This window comes from Kitasatospora sp. NPDC001664 (assembly GCF_053596675.1).
Map to the genome: position 1 here is coordinate 129,578 of NZ_JBSFGS010000010.1, position 21,446 is coordinate 151,023.

The 21,446-nt window shown below is 74.8% G+C and carries 18 protein-coding genes; 9 read left to right on the forward strand and 9 right to left on the reverse strand.

Annotated elements, in window-relative coordinates:
• The first annotated feature begins 32 nt into the window (after positions 1–32).
• Positions 33–1,274, forward strand: a complete 1,242-nt coding sequence (locus tag ACWCYY_RS16240) for an NAD(P)/FAD-dependent oxidoreductase (protein ID WP_449796380.1) — start codon at positions 33–35, stop codon at positions 1,272–1,274.
• Positions 1,275–1,296: 22 nt separating this feature from the next.
• Complete coding sequence (locus ACWCYY_RS16245; protein WP_345282891.1) at positions 1,297–2,256, forward strand: sigma-70 family RNA polymerase sigma factor; 960 nt, start codon at positions 1,297–1,299, stop codon at positions 2,254–2,256.
• Between the two features lie 39 nt (positions 2,257–2,295).
• Here ACWCYY_RS16245 and ACWCYY_RS16250 read toward each other — a convergent pair whose 3' ends face one another.
• Together ACWCYY_RS16250 and ACWCYY_RS16255 are read right to left on the reverse strand one after the other, a co-directional pair.
• The gene (locus ACWCYY_RS16250; protein ID WP_345282889.1) at positions 2,296–3,294 is read right to left on the reverse strand and encodes a LacI family DNA-binding transcriptional regulator; all 999 of its coding nucleotides are present in this window, start codon (positions 3,292–3,294) and stop codon (positions 2,296–2,298) included.
• 127 nt (positions 3,295–3,421) lie between these two features.
• Positions 3,422–4,003 (reverse strand): DinB family protein, encoded by a 582-nt coding sequence (locus ACWCYY_RS16255; RefSeq protein WP_449796381.1) that lies wholly within the window; start codon positions 4,001–4,003, stop codon positions 3,422–3,424.
• A gap of 246 nt (positions 4,004–4,249) precedes the next feature.
• On the opposite strand from ACWCYY_RS16255, the gene ACWCYY_RS16260 reads away from it, so the two are divergent.
• Genes ACWCYY_RS16260 through ACWCYY_RS16270 form a run of 3 tightly spaced genes read left to right on the forward strand, consistent with a single transcriptional unit; the run spans position 4,250 to position 7,451 of the window.
• Entirely contained in the window at positions 4,250–5,374 is a 1,125-nt protein-coding gene (locus ACWCYY_RS16260) for a DegT/DnrJ/EryC1/StrS family aminotransferase (RefSeq protein WP_449796382.1), read from the forward strand.
• 9 nt (positions 5,375–5,383) lie between these two features.
• A complete protein-coding gene (locus ACWCYY_RS16265; protein ID WP_449796383.1) occupies positions 5,384–6,319 on the forward strand; it encodes an NAD-dependent epimerase/dehydratase family protein in 936 nt (311 codons plus the stop codon).
• Between the two features lie 25 nt (positions 6,320–6,344).
• The gene (locus ACWCYY_RS16270) at positions 6,345–7,451 is read left to right on the forward strand and encodes an MGDG synthase family glycosyltransferase (protein WP_449796384.1); all 1,107 of its coding nucleotides are present in this window, start codon (positions 6,345–6,347) and stop codon (positions 7,449–7,451) included.
• Here ACWCYY_RS16270 and ACWCYY_RS16275 read toward each other — a convergent pair.
• The 4 genes from ACWCYY_RS16275 to ACWCYY_RS16290 all read right to left on the reverse strand — a co-directional run bounded on the left by ACWCYY_RS16275 (position 7,436) and on the right by ACWCYY_RS16290 (position 10,807).
• On the reverse strand, positions 7,436–8,173 hold the full coding sequence (locus ACWCYY_RS16275) for a polysaccharide deacetylase family protein (RefSeq protein ID WP_449796385.1): 738 nt from the start codon (positions 8,171–8,173) through the stop codon (positions 7,436–7,438). The two genes, ACWCYY_RS16270 and ACWCYY_RS16275, sit on opposite strands and share 16 nt — an antisense overlap.
• Entirely contained in the window at positions 8,173–8,937 is a 765-nt protein-coding gene (locus tag ACWCYY_RS16280) for an SDR family NAD(P)-dependent oxidoreductase (protein ID WP_345282876.1), read from the reverse strand. The genes ACWCYY_RS16275 and ACWCYY_RS16280 overlap by 1 nt, the downstream gene beginning before the upstream one ends.
• A 64-nt stretch (positions 8,938–9,001) precedes the next feature.
• A complete protein-coding gene (locus ACWCYY_RS16285; RefSeq protein ID WP_449796386.1) occupies positions 9,002–10,060 on the reverse strand; it encodes a hypothetical protein in 1,059 nt (352 codons plus the stop codon).
• A 129-nt stretch (positions 10,061–10,189) separates the two neighbouring features.
• Positions 10,190–10,807: a TetR/AcrR family transcriptional regulator gene (locus tag ACWCYY_RS16290; protein ID WP_449796387.1), complete on the reverse strand. Its 618-nt coding sequence runs from the start codon at positions 10,805–10,807 to the stop codon at positions 10,190–10,192.
• 80 nt (positions 10,808–10,887) lie between these two features.
• On the opposite strand from ACWCYY_RS16290, the gene ACWCYY_RS16295 reads away from it, so the two are divergent.
• On the forward strand, positions 10,888–11,799 hold the full coding sequence (locus ACWCYY_RS16295; protein ID WP_345282870.1) for an oxidoreductase: 912 nt from the start codon (positions 10,888–10,890) through the stop codon (positions 11,797–11,799).
• 7 nt (positions 11,800–11,806) lie between these two features.
• Here ACWCYY_RS16295 and ACWCYY_RS16300 read toward each other — a convergent pair whose 3' ends face one another.
• Positions 11,807–14,395, reverse strand: coding sequence for an alpha-N-acetylglucosaminidase (locus ACWCYY_RS16300; protein WP_449796388.1), 2,589 nt, complete (start codon positions 14,393–14,395; stop codon positions 11,807–11,809).
• 191 nt (positions 14,396–14,586) lie between these two features.
• On the opposite strand from ACWCYY_RS16300, the gene ACWCYY_RS16305 reads away from it, so the two are divergent.
• Entirely contained in the window at positions 14,587–15,813 is a 1,227-nt protein-coding gene (locus tag ACWCYY_RS16305; protein ID WP_449796389.1) for an ROK family protein, read from the forward strand.
• Positions 15,814–15,879: 66 nt separating this feature from the next.
• Here the strand turns inward: ACWCYY_RS16305 and ACWCYY_RS16310 are convergent, their stop codons facing one another.
• Positions 15,880–16,977, reverse strand: coding sequence for a polyprenyl synthetase family protein (locus ACWCYY_RS16310; RefSeq protein ID WP_449796390.1), 1,098 nt, complete (start codon positions 16,975–16,977; stop codon positions 15,880–15,882).
• An 80-nt stretch (positions 16,978–17,057) separates the two neighbouring features.
• Positions 17,058–17,501: a nitroreductase family deazaflavin-dependent oxidoreductase gene (locus ACWCYY_RS16315; RefSeq protein ID WP_449796391.1), complete on the reverse strand. Its 444-nt coding sequence runs from the start codon at positions 17,499–17,501 to the stop codon at positions 17,058–17,060.
• Positions 17,502–17,700: 199 nt separating this feature from the next.
• On the opposite strand from ACWCYY_RS16315, the gene ACWCYY_RS16320 reads away from it, so the two are divergent.
• Together ACWCYY_RS16320 and ACWCYY_RS16325 are read left to right on the forward strand one after the other, a co-directional pair.
• A complete protein-coding gene (locus ACWCYY_RS16320) occupies positions 17,701–19,497 on the forward strand; it encodes a ricin-type beta-trefoil lectin domain protein (RefSeq protein ID WP_449796392.1) in 1,797 nt (598 codons plus the stop codon).
• Positions 19,498–19,684: 187 nt separating this feature from the next.
• The gene (locus ACWCYY_RS16325) at positions 19,685–21,319 is read left to right on the forward strand and encodes a glycine-rich protein (RefSeq protein WP_449796393.1); all 1,635 of its coding nucleotides are present in this window, start codon (positions 19,685–19,687) and stop codon (positions 21,317–21,319) included.
• The last annotated feature ends 127 nt before the right edge of the window (positions 21,320–21,446 follow it).

The following is a 21,446-nucleotide window of genomic DNA, read 5'->3' on the forward strand; positions in this document are numbered from 1 at the left end:
GCGAGAGCCAAGCGAACCGACAGGAGCAGGACATGAAGCACCGCATCGTCGTTCTCGGCGCCGGGTATGCCGGGGCCTATGTGGCCGGGAGCCTGGCCCGCCGCCTGTCCCCGGTGGACGCCGAGATCACCGTGGTCAACGCCGAACCGGACTTCGTCCAGCGGCTGCGGCTCCACCAGCTCGCGGCCGGCCAGGAGATCGAGGCCCCGGAGCTGGCCGAGGTCTTCGCGGACACCGGGGTACTACTCCGCCTGGCCCGCGTCACCGCCGTCCACCCCGAGCGCCGGGCCGTCGCGCTGGCGGCCGCCGACTCCGACTCCGACACCGGCACCGACGGCGGCGAGCTCGGCTACGACACGCTCGTCTACGCACTGGGCAGCCACGCCGCCGACCGCGGCGTCCCCGGGGTGGCCGAGCACGCCTTCCACGTCACCAGCCGCCCGGCGGCGCTGCGTCTGCGCGAGCACCTGGACCGCCTGGAGGAGCGGCGCGGAGGAGGGAGCGTGCTGGTGGTCGGCGACGGGTTGACCGGCATCGAGACCGCCACCGAGATCGCCGAGTCCCGGCCCGGCCTGTCGGTGACGCTGCTCGCCCGCGGCGAGTTGGGCGCCCCGCTCTCCGACGGAGCCCGCGTCCACCTGCGCCGGGCCTGCGAGCGGCTGGGCGTCACCGTCCTGGAGCACACCGGCGTCGAAGCCGTCGAAGCGACGCGGGTGCTGTGCGCCGACGGCACCGCACTGGCCTGCGACGCGACGGTGTGGACGGCCGGATTCGCCGTCAGTTCCCTTGCCGCCGCAGCCGGGTTGGAGGTCGACGAGGACGGCCGGATCGTCGTCGACCGCACCATGCGCTCACGTTCGCACCCCGAGGTCTACGCGGTCGGCGACAGCGCCCACGCCACCGGCGACAACGGCCGGCCGCTGCCGATGTCCTGCGCCTCGGCCGGCTACACCGGCATGCAGGCCACGAACGCGATCGTGGGGTGCCTGACCGGCCGCGAGATCGCGAACACCAAGCTGGAGTACCTGGGCAACCACATCAGCCTCGGGCGGCGGGACGGGATCCTGCAGCTGGTCGACGACGAGGCGCGGGCCAAGCCGAAGTTCCTGGGCGGCCGCAAGGCGGCCCGGATCAAGTCGGCCATCCTCGGGATGTCGCTGTGGACCACCTCGCACCCCACCTTCGGCCTGCCCCGGCGCAGGCACCGCCTGGCCGCCGTGCCGCACCCGTCCACCCGGACGAAGACCGTCCACCCGGCGAAGACCGTCGCGTAGCCGCCTCGCTAGGGTGACCATCGTGGACAGCACCGTCACCGACGCCTTCGACACCAGCCGGTTCGAGGCCAGCCGGAACCGGCTGGCCTCGCTGGCGTACCGGATGCTGGGCTCCGCCGCCGACGCCCAGGACACCGTGCAGGACGCGTACTTGCACTGGCAGGCCGCCGACCGCCGGCGGATCGAGGTGCCGGAGGCCTGGCTGACCAAGGTCGTCACCAACCTGTGCCTGGACCGGCTCCGCTCGGCCCGGGTGCGCCGCGAGCGCGCCGTCGGGGCCTGGCTGCCCGAGCCGCTCCTCGACGGCGACCCGATGCTCGGCCCGGCCGACACCTTCGAGCAGCGCGAATCGGTCTCCCTGGCCGTACTCACCCTCATGGAACGCCTCTCGCCCCTCGAGCGGGCGGTCTACGTCCTGCGCGAGGCGTTCTCCTACGGCCACGCCGAGATGGCCGAGATCCTCGACATCACCGAGTCCGCGAGCCAGCAGCACCTCCACCGGGCCAGGCAGCACCTCACCACCGCCCGCCGCGCCGGTGGCGAGGTCGACCCGGCGACCGCCCGCAGGATCGTCGAGGAGTTCCTCGCCGCGGCCTCCTCCGGCCGCACCGACCGCCTGGTGGCGCTGCTCACCGGCGACGCGACCGCGGTCTCCGACTCCAACGCCGCCGGCCTGGCTACGACACTGCTGCGCTACGACACTCCGGAGCGCGTCGCCGCGATGGTGCGGGCCGCTTGGCGGCCCACCCCCGCGAAGCGGCGGCTGGCAGGCGGCACTCCCGCCGTCCACTACGCACCCGTCAACGGCGCTCCCGCCGTCCTCTTCGTGGTCGACGGCCGGATCATCGGCGCCGTGACCTTCGACGTCACCGACCGAGGAATCGCCACCGTGCGCGGCATCGGCGCCCCCGCCCGCCTCACCCGTCTCACCGAGGCCTGGCAGCAGCACTCCCCGGACGCACCGCTCGTCGCCGAATGGTGACCCGGCCGCGGCGCCGGCCGGCCGCGGCCTGACCAGCCGTCAGGCGGTCGGGGCCGGGCCGGTGGTGGAGCGGATGACCAGCTCGGGGTCGAAGAGGAGCTCGCCGGTCGGGACCTCGCGGCCGCCGACCAGGTCGAGGAGGCTGCGGGAGACGCCGTGGGCCAGGCGCTCGGTCGGCTGGCGGACGGTGGTGAGCGGGGGGTCGGTGAACTCGGTGATCAGGGTGCCGTCGTAGCCGACCACCGAGACGTCGTCGGGGACGGAGCGCCCGAGCCGCCGCAGGCCGCGGATCACGCCGAGCGCCATGAAGTCGCTGGCCGCCACGATCGCGGTGGCCCCCAGGCCCAGCAGCACGCCGGCCGCGGCCTGCCCGCCCTCGACGGTGTAGGACTGACGGACCACCAGCCGTTCGGCGTCCGGCAGGCCGTGACGGGCCATCGCGTCCACGAAGCCGCGCACCCGCTGGTCGGCCGGGCGGTTGCCGTTCGGGCCCGAGACCATGCCGATGGCGCGGTGGCCGAGGCGGTGCAGGTGCTCGACGGCCAGCGCGGCCGCCTGGCGGTCGTCGGTGGAGAAGACCGGCGCCGGCACCGCGTCGGCGAACTCGCCGTTCACCCCGACGTACGGGATGCGCCGGGTGCGGAGGATCTCGTAGACCTCGGTGTCCGCGTCGTCGAGCGTGTTGGAGGCGGAGAGGAAGACCACGGCGGCGATGCCCTTGTCGATGATCGCCGAGATGTAGTCGCGCTCCTGGACCCCACCGGGGAAGACGGGGCAGAGCACGGTCTTCAGCCCGTGCGGGGCGAGCGCCGACTCGATCCGCTCGGCGACGTCGGTGAAGAACGGGTTGGACACGTGCTCGGTGAACACCGCCACCAACTGCCCCTGGACGGGCCGCTCGTAGCCCAGCTCGGCCATCGCCCGCTCGACGGCGTCGCGGGTCTTCTCCGCCACCCCCTGGCGACGGTTGATCACCCGGCTGACCGTCGCCTCGCTGACGCCCGCGCGCTCGGCGATCTCGGTGATCCCGACCTTCATGGGTGGTGCCCCTTCCGGGCCGGGGCCGCCGTGGACGGGGCGGCCGAGATGACTCACGACCTGCAGTACTACCACGGAAGGCGGGCCGGGCGGAGCGGGCGGGCGGCAGCGGAGCGCGGGGGCGGAGTCAGCCGCGGCCGGCCGGCGCCGGCTCCCACGGCTGGAACCAGGGGGCGGGCCACCGCTCGGCCGCCGCCAGGAGCGGGTACTGGGTGGCGCCGTCGATGCTCTCGCGGATGATGTCGGCGTGGCCGCCGTGCCGGGCGATCTCCTCGATCAGGTGCAACAGGACCCAGCGCACGGACCACTCCTCGACCTCGGCGGGGATCCACCGGGTGCCGCGCGGCGCCGGGACGGTCTGCCCGAGGTCGGGGACCGCGGCGATCACGGCGTCGGTCCGCGCGGCCGCCCGCGCGTGCTCGGCCAGCACCCCGGCCAGCGTCTCCTCGGGGGCGAGCCGGAACTCCTCCGACTCGTCCGCGGTCCGGTCCGGCTCCGGCTCCCGCAGGACCAGGCGCATCCAGCCCTCCTCGCACCGGGCGGCGTGCTTGATCAGCCCACCGATCGTCAGCTCGCTGGCGGTGGCCGCCGTGCGGGCCTGATCCTCGGTCAGACCGTGGGCGGTGACGCGCAGCAGGCGCCGCTGGTGGGCCAGATAGGTCATCAGTGCCGTGCGCTCGTCGGCTACGGGTGGGGCGATGCCCGACATGGCAGGGTCCTCTCGGTGATGAAAAGTCTTGCAGCAACTTGCAGAAGACCAGCAGACCCTACTGTCCGCACCCCGCCGGGCGGAACGGGGGCCGGGATTTCCGCAGGCCGGGATCTCCGCGGGCCGGGACGCCGCCAGGTGTGGGCGAATCGGCGTAGCGGTCGCGCGGATCCGGGCGGGCCGGCCGTAGCCTGAGGTCTTCTGGCGGATTCGTACCGTTTTGGTCCTGGGTGTCGGAGGTGCCGCATGGCCGTGTTCCCCGCCCGCGTGGTGTTCGGCGAGAGCGACCGCGCGGCCGTCGCGGCGGCGGTGACCGAGAGCCTCACCACCGGGGCGCTCACCCTCGGCCCGCACACCGCGCGCTTCGAGTCCGCCTTCGCCGCCGCCCACGAGGCCTCGCACGCGGTCGCGGTGGCCAGCGGCACCGCCGCGCTGGAGATCGTGCTGCGCTGCGTCGGCGTGGCGGACCGGGAGGTGGTGGTCCCGGCCAACACCTTCTACGCGACCGCCGCCGCCGTGGTCCACGCCGGGGGCACGCCCGTCTTCGCCGACGTCGAGGCCGCCACCTTCGCGCTGGACCCCGAGAGCGTCGAAGCGGCCCTCTCCCCGGACACCGCCGCCGTGGTGCTGGTGCACATCGGCGGTCTGATCACCCCTCGGGTGGACGAGCTGCGGCGGCTCTGCGACGAGCGCGGCATCCCGCTGGTGGAGGACGCGGCGCACGCGCACGGCTGCAGCTACCGGGGCCGGCCCGCCGGGTCCTTCGGGGTGGCCGGCGCGTTCTCCTTCTACCCGACCAAGGTGGTCACCAGCGGCGAGGGCGGAATGATCCTCACCGAGTCGGAGGAGCTGCGCGACGAGGCGCGGATCCACCGCGACCAGGGCAAGGGCACCTTCGGTGCCAACCTGCACGTCCGCAACGGCGCCTCCTGGCGGCTGAGCGAGCCGAACGCCGCCATCGGCGAGGTGCACCTGCGCCGGCTCAAGGAGTTCATCGAGGTCCGCCGCTCGGTGGCGCGGCGCTACACCGACGCGCTCGCCCCGCTCGACGGGCTGGAGCCGCTGGCCGAACCGCCCGGCTGCCGGAGCAACTTCTACAAGTACGTCCTCCTGCTGCCGCCCGGGGTCGACCGGGCCCGCTTCAAGACCGCGCTGCGCGAGCGCTTCGACGTCCGGGCGGCCGGCGAGGTCTACGAGCTGCCGCTGCACCGCCAGCCAGTCTTCGCCGGCCTGGCGCACGGACCGCTGCCGGTCGCCGAGGACGTCTGCGCGCGGCACGTCTGCCTGCCGGTGCACTCCGACATGACCGACGACGAGGTCGACCAGGTGATCACCGCCGTCACGGCGGTCCACGCCGAGCTGGTGGGGTGAGGGAGCGTCATGCGGGTAGCGGTCACCGGGGGCTGCGGCTTCATCGGCTCGCACGTGGTGGAGCGGCTGCTGGCGGCCGGTCACCAGGTCCTGGTGGTGGACACGGTGACCCGGGGCCTGCACCCCGCCGCCGACCACGCCCGGGTCGACATCCTGGACCCGGACGGCCTGGCGGCGGCCTTCGAGGGCAGCGAGGTGGTCTTCCACCTCGCCGCGATGGCCGACGTCGGGCAGGTCGAGGCCGATCCGGTGCGCTCGGTGCGGCTCAACGTCGAGGGCACCACCTGCGTCCTGGAGGCCGCCCGCCGTAGCGGCCTGGCCCGCACCGTGCTGGCCAGCACGGTCTGGGTCTACGGCGCGGCGGCCGGTGAACGGGGCTCCTCGGCACCGGAGTTGGACGAGGACACCGCCTTCGACCTGGGCCGCAGCGGGCACCTCTACGTGGCCGGCAAGCTGGCCGCCGAGCTGGTCGCCCACAGCTACCGCGAACTCTACGGACAGCACTTCACCGTGCTGCGCTACGGCATCCCCTACGGCCCGCGGATGCGCGACGAGCTGGTGATCGCCCGCTTCGTCCAGGAGGCGCTGGCCGGCCGACCGATCACCATCGCCGGGACGGGTGCCCAGACGCGCAACTTCGTCTACGTCGAGGACCTCGCCGACGCCCACGTCCGGGCCCTCGACCCCGCCGCCCAGGACCAGACCATCGCCCTGGAGGGCAGCACCCCGATCTCGATCCGGGAGATCGCCGACACCGTGGACCGCCTGCTCGGCCCGGTCACCGTCGAGCACGTCCCGGCCCGGGCCGCCGACTACGCCTCGCGCCGGATCTCCAACGCCAAGGCCGCGCGCCTGCTGGGCTGGAAGCCCGGCACGCCCTTCGCCGAGGGAGTGCGCCGCTACGTGGACTGGTACCGCGACAACGCTCCTGCCCGGACCGAATGACCTTATTCCGCAAGGGAGTTCACCGTTGCCGCACGCCTTGCTGATCTCCGGCTCGCTCGGCCAGGGCCACGACGTGATGGCCCAGGCCTGCGCCGACTCGCTGCACCGACGCGGCTGGACCACCCGCACGGTCGACGCGATGGCCCTGCTCGGCCGCCACGGCTCGGCCGTCGGCGAGCGGGTCTTCCGCCGGTTGCTGGACCTGCCCGGCGCCTACGACGCCTTCCACTTCGCGGCCCTGCGCCCGGGCGCCCGGATCGCCCTGCTCGCCGAGTCGGCGGCCCGCGCCCGGCTGGTGCCGCGGCTGCGCGAGCTGCTGGCCGAGCAGCCCGCCGAGCTGGTGGTCTCGGTCTTCGCGACCGCCACCGCGGCCGTCAACGAGCTGCGCCCGAGCCTGCCCGACACCGTCCACCTGGTGCTCTGCACCGACGTGACGCCGCACCGCCTCTGGGTGCAGGAGGGCACCGACCTGTTCCTGGTCACCTCGGAGGTGGCCGCCTGCGCCGTCCGCCGCTACCGGCCGCAGGCCGCCGTCGCGGTGGTGGCCGCGCCGCTGCGCCCGGGCTTCTACGCCCCGCCCGGGCGGGAGGAGGCCCGGGCCGAGCTGGGCGTGCCGGCCGGGGCGCGGTGCGTGCTGCTGATGTCCGGGGCCTGGGGGCTCGGCCCGATCGCGCGCACCGCCCGGGCGCTCGCCGAGGCCGGGCCGCACGTGCTCGCGGTGGCCGGCCGCAACCGGGAGCTGGAGGCCCGGCTGCGCTCGCTGGCCCGGCGGCAGCCCCGGCTGCACGCCTTCGGGCACACCGACCGGATCCCGGCGCTGATGGCCGCCGCCGACCTGGTGGTCACCAGCTCCGGCGATACCTGCAGCGAGGCCCGGGCGATCGGCCGCCGCCTGCTGCTGCTCGACGTGGTGCAGGGGCACGGCCGCGACAACCTCCAGCACGAACTGGAGCTGGGCCACGCCGACGTCACCTCGGCCGGGTCCGAGGAGGTGGTCCGCAACGCCCTCGCGGCGCTCGGCCGCCCGCTGCCCCCGCCCTCCACCGGGGCCGATCCCGGGGTGTGGGAGAAGGGGTTCGCCGAGGCCCTCGCGCGGGTCGGACTCGCCGACTCCGCTCAGTCGTACGGGTAGTGACGCCTCGTCAGTTCGTGGTCGCGCAGCGGGCCGATCTCCAGTCCGAGCCGCGAGCAGTGCTCCGCCACCAGCGGGAGGGCGTCCAGGGCCGAGCGCCAGGAGCCCGGCGCGGAGGTGCAGTCGGAGTCGTGCAGCAGCATGGTGGCCCCGCCGTGCAGGCCGGGGTGGAGCGTGCGGTAGACCGAGGCGGGGGTCGCCCCGGCGCTCCAGTCCCGGCCCCAGGCCGTCCAGAGCACCGGGTGGAGCTTCAACTGCCGTGCGGCGAGCAGCAGTCCGGTGGTGAGCACGCCGTAGGGCGGCCGGTACCAGAGCGGGCGGTGGCCGCAGAGCTCGGTCACCGCCTCGACGGTGCGCCGCAGTTCGCGCGCGTCCCGGGCGGGGGAGGGCCCCCACTGCGGGCGGTGGGTCCAGCCGTGCACGGCGACCTCGTGGCCTCGGTCGGTCAACTCCCGTCCCAGGTACGGGTACTGCTCCAGCATGGTGCCGAGGAGGAAGAAGGTGGCGGAGACCCCGAGCGCGTCCAGACGGTCCAGGAAGAGCGGGGTGGAGGCCGGGTCGGGGCCGTCGTCGAAAGTGAGCGCCACGTGCCCGGCGGCCCCGTGCCCGGCCAGGCGGCGGAAGAGCAGCCCGCGCACCGGGGCGAGCCGGACGGCCGCCGGTGCCAGGTGCACGGCCTCGGCGGAGGTGGCGGCCAGCAGGGCGGCCCGGCCGGCGCCCATCAGCCGAACCGCGAGTTCAGCCGCTGGAACAGGTGCGGCGCCGTCCCGTGCACCCGCCCCGGCACCCGGAACCAGCCGGGGACGAACAGCTCGTCGCGCCGTCCGACCACCGCGCGGTAGACGGTCTCCGCCACCCGCTCGGGCGGGCTCGGCTTCGGGTGCTCGCGCTGGTACGGGGTGCCCCGGCGGGCGAAGAACGGCGTGTCCACCGGCCCGGGCACCACCACCCGCACGGCCACCCCGCTGCCGCGCAGCTCGTACCGCAGGCTCTCCGCGAACAGGCCGAGGGCGGCCTTGGTGGCGGAGTAGACCGCCTCGTCGCGGACCCCGACCGCGCCCGCGATCGAACCGACCAGCACGATCCGGCCCCGTCCGCGCTCCAGCATGCCGGGCAGCAGCAGGCGGGAGAGGCGGAGCGGGGCCAGCAGGTTGAGCTCGACCATGTCGGCCAGCACGTCCATCGGCATCCGGGAGAAGGGGCCGCGCCAGCCGATGCCGGCGTTGGCGACCAGGACGTCCACCCGGCCGTCCACCGCGAGGGCACGCGCGGCCAGCTGCTCGGGCCCGCCCGGAGCGGTGAGGTCGGCGGGGATCGCCAGACCGCCGGTGGCGTCGGCGACGGCGCCGAGGCGGGGGCGGTCGCGGCCGGAGAGCAGCAGGCGCCAGCCGGCCGCCGCGAGGCGGGTGGCCGTGGCGGCGCCGAGGCCGCTGGAGGCGCCGGTCACCAGCGCGACGGCCGGAGCGGGGTGCGGGGTGTCAGCCATGGATCACCGTCCACCGTGTCGGCGGTGCGGCGGCGGTGGCCGCCGTGCCGGAACTCCCACCGTCTCACCGGACCGGCGGGCGCGCCCTTCCGCGGGGGCGGCGCGCGCTCGCCTCCGGCGGGGTGGGGTTGGAGGCGGCGGCCGTGTCGGACGTGGTGCCGGGGGAGGCGGAGGTGAGGTTCGGAGCCGGGGCGGACGTCGAGTCGGACGTGGTGCCTGGCGTGGTGGGGACGAAGGGCGGGGTGACGGCAGGGCCCGCAGTGGGGGCTGACGTGGTGCTGGGGTCGGTGGGCGGGGCGTCGGTGCCGACCTCGCCGAAGCGGGCCAGGGCCAGGACTCCGCCGACGGAGACCAGGAATCCCACGGCCGCGAGCCAACCGAGGCCGGGGCGGGCGTGGTCGCCGAGGGCGAGGACGCCCACCACCCCGGGGCCGACGGTCTCCGAGACCCCGGAGGCGGCGGTGGCCGCGGTCACCGAACCGCGTTGCAGTGCGAGGGCGTACGCCAGGTAGCCGCCGAGGCCGCCGAGGGCGAGTGCGTAGGCCGCGGGGTCGGTGAGCACCGAGAGCGGCCCGGAGACCTCCAGGACCCGGACGGCCAGGCTGGTCACGCCGAAGCCGACCCCCGCCAGCAGCCCGAGGCCCACGGCCACCCCGTCGCCCTCCCACCGGGCCAGCAACGCGGTGAGCAGCAGCATCGCGAAGGTGGCCAGCAGCAGGGCCAGGTGGAACGCGGGCCCGGCCCGGTCGCGGCCGGTGGCGCCGGAGCCGGCGGCGAGCAGGACAAGCCCGGCCACCACGGCACCGATGGCCGCCAGGTCGTGCGGCCGGAGCCGGACGCCGAGGTAGCGGACGGCGGCCGCAGCCGTGACGGCGAGGCTGGCGTTGGTCAGTGCCTGGACCAGGAAGAGCGGCAGGGTGCGCAGCGCGACGATGCTGAGCGCGAAGCCGCCGACGTCGAGCGCGGTGCCGAGCACGAACGGGCCGTTGCGCGCCAGCCGGGCCGCCAGCCCGGCCCGTAGGACGGACTCGCGTGGCACGGCCCGGGCGCCGCGCGCCTGGAGGACGGACGCGAAGCCGAAGCAGACGGTCGCGGCCAGTGCGGTGGAGAGCCCGAGGATCATCCCCACCAGTCTCCGGCCGCGCCCCGCCGCACGCAGGACGGACGTGGACGGACGCTTGGCCCGGGCCGGGTGGCGCAGGGGCCTGATGCCCCGTCGGCCGCGACGCCGGGAGTCCGGCGCGCGCGGCGGTCAGGCGCCGGCGGTGCGGTCCGGTGCGCAGCCGCGGAGGACGAAGGCGATCACGTCGTCCAGAGCGGCGGCCGCCTCCTCGGGCGGCAGGAGGCCGCTGGCGGCGAGGTCGGCGAAGCCGTGGACGGCGGCCAGGGTCGGGAGGCAGAGCTGTTCGGCGGGGCCGGGGCGGACCTCGCCGGTGCGCTGACCGTCCGTCAGCAGCTCGGCCGCCCGGAGCAGGCCCCGGTGGGCGGCGGAGGTCAGGGCCTCGGTGGCCTGCGGGTCGTGCTTCACCGCGTACATCAGGTCGAGCAGCTGGGGGTGGGCGGTGGCGAAGCCGACGTAGGCGCGGACCAGGGCGCCGAGGCGGGCGGCGAAGGAGCCGGGCTCGGAGCCGGGTGCGGGGTCGGCGGTGGCCAGGGCGGTGTCGAGGCGTTCGAAGCCGGCCAGCGCGAGGGCGTCCAGCAGGGCCTGCTTGTCCTTGAAGTGGCGGCTCGGAGCGGCGTGGCTGACCCCGAGGTCGCGGGCCAGCTCGCGCAGCGAGAGGGCGGCCGGGCCCTTCTCCCGCAGGACCTGCTCGGCGCGCTCCAGCAGGGCGGCTCGGAGGTCTCCGTGGTGGTAGCGGCGGGGGTGCATGAGCGCACTCTACCCGCTATGTGATCACTGGCTACATTGTTGTCATTGACAGCATTGTTGTCGATGCCTACATTCGGACCATGGCCAACACAGCGAAGTGGAACACCGCCGACATCCCCGACCAGTCCGGCCGTCGGGTGGTGGTGACCGGCGCCAACAGCGGCCTCGGCATCGCCACCGTCGACGCGCTCGCCCGGGCCGGGGCGCACGTCGTCCTCGCGGTGCGGGACGTCCGGCGCGGCGAGGCCGCCGCCGCGGGCGTCAAGGGCGCGCGCGGCAGCGTGGAGGTCCGGCGGCTGGACCTGGCCGACCTGGCCTCGGTGCGGGAGTTCGCCGAGGGCTGGGAGGGCGGGCTGGACGTCCTGGTCAACAACGCGGGCGTGATGAACGTCCCCGAGGGCGCGACCAAGGACGGCTTCGAGACGCAGTTCGGCACCAACCACCTCGGGCACTTCGCCCTGACCAACCTGCTGCTGCCGCACCTCACCGACCGCGTGGTCACGGTGGCCTCTGGGATGCACAAGTACCCGGGCAACCGGATCCACTTCGAGAACCTGAACCTCAAGGGCGAGTACCACGCGATCCGGGCCTACGCCCAGTCCAAGCTGGCCAACCTGCTCTTCACGCTGGAGCTCCAGCGGCGCCTGACGGCCTCCGGCTCGCAGGTCCGCGCCTTCGCGGCCCACCCCGGGTACGCGGCCACCAACCTGCAGAGCCACGACGGCAGCGCGGTGCGCCGCGCCCTGATGGCGGTCGGGAACCGGATCATCGCCCAGGACAGCCGGGCCGGCGCCCTGCCCTCGCTCTTCGCCGCCACGATGGACCTGCCCGGCGCCGCCTACGTCGGCCCGGACGGCTTCGCCGAGAACCGAGGCCACCCCACCCTGGTCGGCCGCACCGCCGCCGCCAGCGACCCGGTCAGTGCCGCTCGGCTCTGGACGGAGTCCGAGCGGCTGACCGGGACGGGCTTCGCGGGCGAAGCACGTCAGTGACGGTGCGTCAGGACGACACCGTCCAGCGCTGGTTGGCGTTGGCGGTGCAGGTCCAGACGATCAACGCGGTGCCGTCGGCGGTGCCTCCGCCGGAGGCGTCCAGGCAGAGACCGGACTTGAGGTTGCGCAGGGTCCGGTCGGCGGCGCGGTAGGTCCAGGACTGGGCGGGGGTGCCGTTGCAGCCGTACAGCTGGACCACGGTGCCCGGGGTGACGGCGCCGTTGCGGACGTCCATGCACTTGCCCTTGGCGCGCAGGGTGCCGTCACCGGGGACGGCCCAGGTCTGGGCGGCGGTGCCGTTGCAGGTGTAGAGCTGCAGGGCGGTGCCGTCGGCGGAGTTGCCCCCGGTGACGTCCACGCACTTGCCGCTGCTGCCGGTGACCGGCCCGGCGGGGGTGACCGGGGGCAGGGCGGCGGCGATCGCGGAGGCGACGGTGAAGACGTCTCCGGTGGGCGTGGTCGGGTAGGCGGTGGTGCCGCGCGCCCAGGCGTCGTCCATCGCGAAGAAGTCCACGGCGGCGGGGGCGGTGCCGGTGGCCAGGGCCGTTTCCAGGGACTGGAAGTAGGCGGCCCAGCGCTTGGCGTAGAGGTCCTTGACCAGGCCGGAGTACTCGCGGGCGGCGTAGTCGCGCAGGCCGTTGCCGTCGGCCTGGGAGCGGTTGCCCCAGGTGGTGACGAGCGAGCGGGCGTCGTACCGCAGCCGGTCGGTCTCGGCGGCGGACGCGCCCCAGCCGTCGACCTGGGCGAGCCAACTGCCCACCAGGAAGCGGCTGTCGGTGGCCATCAGCTCGTCGAGGGCGGCCAGGTCGCGGTTCCACTCGGCGGTCAGCGCGCGGAAGGCGGTCAGGTCCTTGGCGGTGTGGGCGGCGGCGATCTGCGGCAGCAGCGCGCGGCCGCGGTTGTCCAGGGCCTGGCGGGCGGTGTGCAGCAGGTCGAAGCGGTAGGCGTCGCTGGTGCGCAGGGCGGGGGCGACCCGGAGCAGGCTGGTCAGCGAATCCTGCACGGTGGCCGGGTCGTAGCGCAGCGAGCCGGGGGACCAGCTGGCCGAGGTGCTCGCGGTGAGCGACGGCCGGGCGGTGAACAGGCTGTCCTGCGGCTCGGCCCAACTGCCGGAGGGCATCGAGTACGGGCCGGAGCGCAGCTTCTCCCAGGCGGCGGCCGCGTCGGCGTCGGCGGCGCCGTAGCGCGCGGTGGCGTAGCCGCGGAACCAGGCGGGCTGGTCGATCGGGCCGGCCGACCAGGCGAGGTCGGCGAAGAGCGCGAAGGCGGCCGGGTCGGTGCCGGTGCCCTCCGGCATGTAGGCGATGCCCTTCACCGCGCTGCCGGGCCTGGTCAGCCACTGCTGGAAACGGGCCGTCCACACCGCGGAGTTGGCGCCGAAGGTGGTCTTGCCGCCCATGTTGGCGATGGTGCCGAAGGCGTACGGGGTGCCGTGCCAGGAGGCTTCCCGGTCGAGGTTCTGGTAGCGGTCGGAGAGGCCGTCGACGATCAGCATCCTCGACTTGTCGACACCGGCCAGCACCGCGTCCGAAGGGTTGTCCTGCCAGCCGAGGATGGCCCAGGTGGCGTCCGGGTGGGCGGCGAGCATGGCGCGCTGGATCGCGCCGGCCGCGGCCGTGACGTCGATGTCCCCGGCGCTGCCGCCCTCCTGGAGCGGGTCCATCTTGAACATGCTCGAACTGCCGAAGGCGGCGGCCTGGTTGGCGTAGTAGGCGGCGGCGACCTCGGGGAAGCGACGGTCGTTCGGGTCGAGCCAGGACGGGCGGGTGAAGCCGACCCAGGAGCCGGGGGCGACCACGTGGGCACCGGGGTTGCGGGCGGCGAAGTCGGCCGGGACGGTGCCGAAGTAGCCGGGCAGCACCGGGGTCATGCCCAGCGCCCGGAGCCGGTCGCAGATCTGCCGCCCGACGGCGGCCCGGGCGGCGATCAGCTGGGCCGAGACCGCGGTGGAGGCCGAGCCGGACATGTTCTGCATCAGCCACCAGGGCTGGTGCGCGGGGCCCGGCACCCAGGACCGCAACTCCGCCTCGCCGTAGCCGAACTGCTGCAGCGTCCGGTAGTAGGGCTGCTCGGCGCCGGCGGTGACCAGCACCTCGTTGATGCCGTGCAGGGCGAGCACGTCGATCTCGCGCTGGTAGTCGGCGAAGCTCCGGTAGGCGCCGGTGTAGCCGTTGTCGACGTCGTTGAGAGCGTAACGGTGCGGCACCACCGAGGAGTTGGTGTACGGGGCGGCGACCGCCGGGAGGGTCGCGGGCAGCGCGGAGGTGCTGGTGCCGGGCAGGCCGATGTCCACGTGCGCGACGTTGCGCAGGTACCAGCCGACGCCGGTCAGCAGGGTGGCGGGGCTGGTGCCGGAGACCTGGATCGCGCCGGGGCCGCCGGAGACCGAGAAGGAGTCGACGCCGGGGGCGGTCCGGTCGACGGGCCGCAGGACGAACTGCGAGGCCTGGGCCGGGAGCAGGCGCTGCAGGCTCGCGGCGGCGGGGGAGGTGTCGAAGGCGGCCGCCCGGGCGGCGGGTGCGGAGGTGAGCCCGGCGCTCACCGCGGCCAGGGAGATCAGCACGCCGGACAGGCGCCGGCGGAATCTCGGCTTCATGGTCGTCTCCTGGGGAATGCGCTGTGGGGGATGGCATTATTAACGGAGCGTCCGTAAATATCTCGGCGGCGTGCCGGAGTGTCAAGGACCCGGGCGCGGAAACCCGTTCGGACCGCCGGTCCGGGCGCCCAGTACAGTGCGAGACCGGCCCGCACGAGCGCGGCCGGCCAGGAGAGTCAGGAGGGAACCGGGTGCCCACCCAGCGAGCGGCCACCGGGCCGCACGTGCTGCGCGCGATGAACGCGGGCGCGGTGCTCGCCGCGCTGCGGGCCACCGACGCGCCCGCCGCGAGCGTCAGCGCCCTCGCGGCGGCCACCGGGCTCTCCCGGCCCGCCGTCACCCGGGCCCTGGCCGCACTGGCCGAGGACGGTCTGGTGGAGACCGTCACCGCGGCGCCCGAGGCGGCGGCCCCCGGCCGGCCGGCCCAGCACGTGCGCTTCCGGGCCGAGGCCGGCCACGTCGCGGGCGTCGACATCGGGCCGCACAAGGTGCTGGTGGTGATCGCCGACCTGGCGGGCGGGGCCCGGGCCGAGCGGCGGGTGACGGTGGGTCAGGACATCGACGGCCCCGGGCTGTTCGAGACCGTCCGCACCGCCCTGACCGCCGCCGTCGCCGAGGCCGGGCTGGCCCCGGCCGACCTGCGGGCGGTCAGCGTCGGCACCCCCGGCATCGTGGACCGCGAGCGCGGCGAGATCCTGGTCGCCCCGAGCATCCCGGGCTGGGCGGGCCTGCCGGTCGTGCCGCGGCTGCGGGAGTGGCTGCACTGCCCCGTCCTGATCGACAACGACGTGGACCTCGCCGTGCTCGGCGAGCGCTGGCGCGGCGGCTCCGGCGACGCGGACAGCCTGGTCTTCGTCCAGTGGGGCGAGCGGATCGGCGCGGGCATGCTGCTCGACGGCCGGCCGTTCCGGGGCGCGGGTGGGGCGGCCGGTGAGCTGGGGTTCATCGACGTGCCGTCCGGTGACGTACCGTCCGACAGGGTCGGTGACGCCGCGTCGGCCGGTCCGCTGACCAGCGCGCTCGGCCCCTTCGAGCGCTTCGCGGGCGCCGGCGCGATCCGGCGGCTGGCCGAGGAGGCGGGGGTCGCCCTGGGGCCGGACGGCGAGATCGGCCCGCTCTTCGCCGCCGCCGCCGCGGGCGACCCGGCCGCCGTCGCGGTGGTGGACCGGGCCGCGGACCGGTTCGCCCGTGGCCTGGCCACCCTGCTGCTGCTGGTCGACCCCGGCCGGGTGGTGATCGGCGGCGGCCTCTCCCGAGCCGGGGAGACCCTGCTCGGCCCGGTCCGCCGCCACCTGCGCGACCGGACCCTGACCGGTGCGGAGGTGACGGCCTCGGCCCTCGGCGAGCGCGCCGTCGCGGTCGGCGCCCTGCGGCGCGCGCTGGACGTGGTCGAGCCCACCCTGATCGCCTCCGCCTGATCGCCTCCGCCTGGCGGGCTCTGCACGGCCGTCCGGTCCGCGGCCGCCCGGCCGGCGGGGCCGGACTCAGTGGTCGCGGGTCACGGTCCAGGCCGGGAGGTGGTGGAAGAAGGCGACCGGGTCCGGCCGCCAACGGTCGTACCAGGTACCGGCGATGGCCGAGGCGTCCCCGGCGTGGCGTTCGGCGTCGGCCTGCAGCGCGCGGTCGACGCCGTGCCGCCGTCCGATCGCGCGGACCCGGTCGAGGGTCTCCTCGTCGCCGTCCGGGTCGCCCAGGGCGGCGGTCAGCAGCGCGCGTTCGGCCGGGTCGAGGTCGGCGGTCAGCAGTGCCCGGACGGCGTAGCTGCGCCGGCCGGAGCGCAGGTCGGAGCCGACCGACTTGCCGACCGCGGCCGGATCGCCGAACAGGTCGAGCCAGTCGTCGCGGAGCATGTTGGCGATCCCCAACGCGGTCGCGTAGCGCCGCAGTTCGGCGTCGTGCGGGGCGGGGTCGGCCCCGGCGGCCAGCAGGCCGAGCCGGAGCGGGGCGAGGATGGAGTAGCGGGTGGTCTTGTACTCGGTGACCGCGTGCAGGAAGCCGAGCCCGGGAACGGGGCCGAAGTCCCGTTCCAGGTCCAGGAACTGGCCGAGCACGGTGGTGGCCCCGACCCCGGCCAGCTCGGCCGTCATGGCGGCGGCCCGCTCCGGCGGCAGGTCGGCGCCGGCCAGCGCGCGCAGCGAGAGGAAGGCGGCCAGGTCGCCCGCGAGCACGGCCAGGCCGGTGGCGGTGCGGGGCTGCTCGGGGTGCTCGTCGAGGTAGCGCTGCGGCACGGAGGGCGCCCCGCGCCGGACGGCCGAGCCGTCGATGACGTCGTCGTGGACCAGGCCGTGGGTCTGGAGCAGCTCGATGCCGATCGCGGCCTCGGTCAGGCCCGGCGCGGGCTGATCGGTGATCAGGGTCGCCGCCTCGTACAACACCGCCACCCGGAGCCGTTTGCCGCCGCGCAGCGACATGTCCCGGAGCAGTTCGAGGGCGCGTGCGGGGAAGGTGCCGTGCTGCAGGCCGTCGAGGGCGCCGCCGCCCGCCGGGTCGGTCAGCGCGGCGAAGTACGCGGCGAAGCTGGTGTCGAAGCGCTGCCGGTGCTCGGCGGCGCGCCGCAGGGCGGCGATGATCGTCTGGTCCACGGCCCCAGACTTCCATCCGCCCCGCGGCCCGCGCCAACTGCGGCCGGCCGGCGGTCGTCGACCGCCCGCCGGACGTCCCGTCAGGCGGGATCGATCACCACGACCGGGATCTCGCGCTCGGTCTTCGCCTGGTAGTCGTCGTAGGCGGGCCAGTGACCGACCATCAGGGGCCAGTAGGCGGTGCGCTCCTCGGGCGTCGCGGTGCGGGCGGTTCCCTGGAGCACCTCCGGGCCGACCTGGATCCGCACGCGCGGGTCGGCGGCGAGGTTGCGGTACCAGAGGGGCGCCTGGTCGGCGCCGCCCTTGGAGGCCACCAGCAGGTAGCGGCCGTCGGCCTCGCCGTAGATGAGCGGGGTGCGCACGGGCGCGCCCGAGACGCGGCCGACGGTGGTCAGCAGCAGGGTCTGGGTGCCCTGCCAGTACTGGCCCTCGGTGCCGCCGCTGCCCACGTACTGCCGGACGTGGTTGAGCTGCCAGCTGCCCTCGCGGGGGTCCTGGGGGTTGTCCCAGTCGATGTCGTCCACGATCTCTCCCTGCGTTCGTCGGTACGGTACACCGCCTCCAACGTGCCGCAACGCGCTCGGAAACGGTCGGAATTCCGGCCGCCCGGTGGTGCGCGGGTCTTGACGCGCACTGCGTTCACTCTCCAGTCTTTGCTCAAACATGCGCAGTTCGCGCAACTATTGCTCAACTTTGCTCACTATCTGCCACTGGAGAGCATCCATGGGATGGCACCACCGCGTGCTCGGTCTCTGTACCGCAGCCGTCGTCACGGCCGGCCTCGCCGTGTCCGCCGGTACCCCGGCCGTCGCCGACAGCACGGCGGCCAACACCTCCGCCCCGATCGGCGTGAAGCCGATGATGGGCTTCAACAACTGGGCCAGGTTCACCTGCGCCGCGCAGGCCCGCCTGGACGGCACCCGCGACGGCTACTCGTTCCAGCAGTTCATGCAGGACCAGGCCAAGGCCATGAAGGACACCGGCCTGGTCGCGGCCGGCTACACCAACCTCACGGTGGACGACTGCTGGATGCAGCGCACCAGTGCCGGCTACCTGCACGGCGCCGCGACCTGGGGGAGCAGCAGCCAGCCGGGCTACGACTGGGAGCTGACCGGCTACGCGGACTACGTGCACTCCCAGGGCATGGAGGCCGGGCTCTACAGCACCTCCGGGGTGAACACCTGTCAGGGCGTGCCCGGCGGCGTGCTCGGCCACGAGCAGGTGGACGCCAACTCGCTCGCCTACTGGGGCGTCGACTCGATCAAGCTGGACAACTGCGGCACCAGCATCACCAACCGCCAGCAGGTGTTCACCACCTTCGCCAACGCGCTGAAGACCGCCACCGCGAACACCAGCCGCAAGATCCTCTTCAACGAGTCGGCCCCGGCCGGCTACGGCCCGACCAGCGCGGAGAAGTACAACTCCCAGGAGTGGGTGCGCGGCCTCGGCCAGATGTGGCGGGTCAGCCCCGACATCGCCGTCTGGCACACCAACACCAGCTCCGCGTGGGACTGGCAGCACGGCGGCGACTACTACGAGGGCGGTGTCCTGCAGAACTTCGAGGACACCGTCGCGCTGGCCCGCTACAACGGCCCCGGCAACCACAACGACGCCGACATGCTGCTGATCGGCGACAACAACCAGCTCACCCTCGCCGAGCAGCGCAGCCAGTTCGCGCTCTGGTCCGCGATGGGCTCGCCGCTGATGATCTCCAGCGACGTGCGCAAGATGGCGGCCGACCCGGTGGCCTACGCCCCGCAGCTGGCCATCCTGAAGAACGCCGACATCATCGCCGTCGACCAGGACACCACGGCCGGCGGCTACCTCGCCGCCCGTGACGGCGCCTCCACCACCGCCGGCACCGAGACCGTGGTCAAGCCGCTCGCCGACGGCTCCCGCGCCGTGGTGGTGGTCAACAAGAACAACGCCGCCACCACCGTCACCATCGACCCGGCCCGGATCGGCTTCGCCAACACCGGCTGCGCCCGCACCGTCAAGGACCTGTGGAACCACACCAGTTCGCAGGTCAGCGGCTCCTTCACCGCCACCGTCGGCGCCCACGACAACGTGATGTACACCATCGCGCCCGGCAGCTGCGGCACCGCCCTGCCGACCGGCCAGATCCAGGCCGCCCAGTCCGGCTTCCAGGCCTACGCCCTCTGCCTGGACGCCTACAACGGCGCCACCAACGGCACCACCGTCGGCCTGTGGGACTGCCACTCCGGCGCCAACCAGCAGTGGCAGCGCCAGACCGACGGCCGGATCACCTCCCTCGCCTCGCCCTCCCTCTGCCTCTCCGGCGAGACCACCGGCCTCAAGCTGCGCGGCTGCAACGGCGCCGACGCCAAGCAGATCTGGAGCTACGGCCTGGCCGGACAGCTCAAGGCGAACGGCCTGTGCGCCGACATCGCCGGCGGCTCGGTGGGTGACAAGACCAAGGCCGTCGCCACCTACAGCTGCGGCACCCACCAGCCCAACCAGACCTGGAGCGCGCCCTTCGCCACCCCGCCCACGTCCTGACCGGGTGAGGGGAGGAGCCGGGCGGTCCGCCGAGGGGGCGGACCGCCCGGCTCCGCTTCGCGCTCCGGCCCACGGGTATGTTTCCGGGCGGGCGCCTCGTCCGGGGCGCCCAGAACTACCTGGTGGGGGTTGGACGTTGATGCACACGAAGAGACGGCCGGGCGGGGCTCGGCGGTTCGCCGCGACCGTGACGGCACTCAGCGCGCTGGCGGTGGCCGCGCCGCTCGGCCCCGGGGCCACCGCCGCGCACGCCGATCCGGCCGGCGGCTCCGGTACCGGCTGCGCCGTCGCGGGGCCGGTGGTGACCTGCGGCTTCGACTGGACCGGCGGCCCCCAGCAGTGGACCGTCCCGAGCGGGGTGACCAGCGCGACGGTCACCGCGTTCGGCGCGGCCGGCGGCCGAGGTGACGGCCTGGACCCGGCTGCGGGCGGCCCGGGCGGGCAGGCGGTCGTGACCCTGGCGGGGTTGACGCCGGGTCAGGTCCTGCAGGTCAACGTCGGCGGGTCGGGCGCCCCGGCCCGACCCGGCGGGCCGGTCGGGACGCCGGCCGCCGGTGGATGGAACGGCGGCGGCCGGGGCTACGCGGGCGGGGGCGGGGCCTCCGACGTGCGGGTGGCCGGGGCCACCGGTGAGTACACCCTGCAGGACCGGCTGGTGGTGGCCGGCGGCGGTGGCGGCGCCGGTGGCGCCTCCGGTGGTGGTGCGGGCGGCGGCACCGTCGGCGGGTCCTCGCTCGATCCCGGGCAGGTGACCTCCGGCGGGACCCAGACGGCCGGCGGCTCCAACGCGCAGGGCGGCGCGAGCGCCGAGGTCTTCGGCAGGAAGGTCGACTGCCACGACGGCGGCTTCGGCTCCGGCGGCGGCTGCCTGCTCCAGTCCGACCTGCTCGGCGGGACCTTCGCCCAGGGCGGTGGCGGTGGCGGCGGCTGGTACGGGGGCGGATTCGGTACCGGTGCCGGACAGGGCGCCGTCGCGGGAGGGGCCGGCAGCAGCCACACCGGCCCGCGGAACGGCGTCGCGGTGACGGACCCGGCAACGGCGACGGGGGGTACCTTCGCCGCGCCGGAGGGGGCCAACGGCAACGGGCGGGTCCGGATCGCCTACGCACTGCCCGGCTACAGCGCCGGTGGTCACCGGGCGGCGGCGGGCACCTGGACCCTGGCGCCCGGACAGAGCGTCAGCAGCGGCCCCGGCGCCGGCAGTCAGAACGGCGCCTACCTGCTCACCATGCAGAACGACGGGAACCTGGTGGTCAGCTCGCCGGACGCCCCCGGGGTCCCGTGGGCCAGCAGCACCTCGGGCAACCCGGGCGCGAGCGCCCGGTTCACCGCCGACGGCGCACTCCAGGTGGTGAGCGCGACGGGCGCCGTCCTGTGGCGCTCCGCCGTCACCGCGGGCACCGGCTCGACCTTCGTCGTCAACGCCGGCGGCGCGCTGCAGATCCTCGACCGGTACGGCGTCTCGCGCTGGTTCGCCTCCCTGACGGGCGAGTTCGCCGGCCTGTCGCTGACCCCGGGCGACGCGGTCTCGGTCGGCGCCGCCAACCACCAGCTCGTGATGCAGACGGACGGCAACCTGGTCTGGTACGACGGTGCCTTCCGTCCGCTCTGGGCCAGCAACACCTGGGGCAACGCGGGGAAGGGCTACCGCTTCGAGTTCGCGCCCCGGGGCACGCTGGCCATCCGGGACGGTGCGGGCACCGGGGTCTGGTCGGCCGGGCCCGCCTCCGGCGGTTGGTGGCTGCGGCTCCAGGGCGACGGCAACATCGTCGTCGCGGACGCCGCCCGCACCCCGATCTGGGCCACCGGGTCGAGCGGCTGAAGCCGCTCCACCGGGCCGGTCGGCTGACGCCGCTCCACCGGGTCGAGCGGCTGATGCCGCCCTGCGGCCGAGCGCAGGACGGTCAGGCCGGCACCCACATGCCGGCCTGACCGTCCGTCAGGGGTGG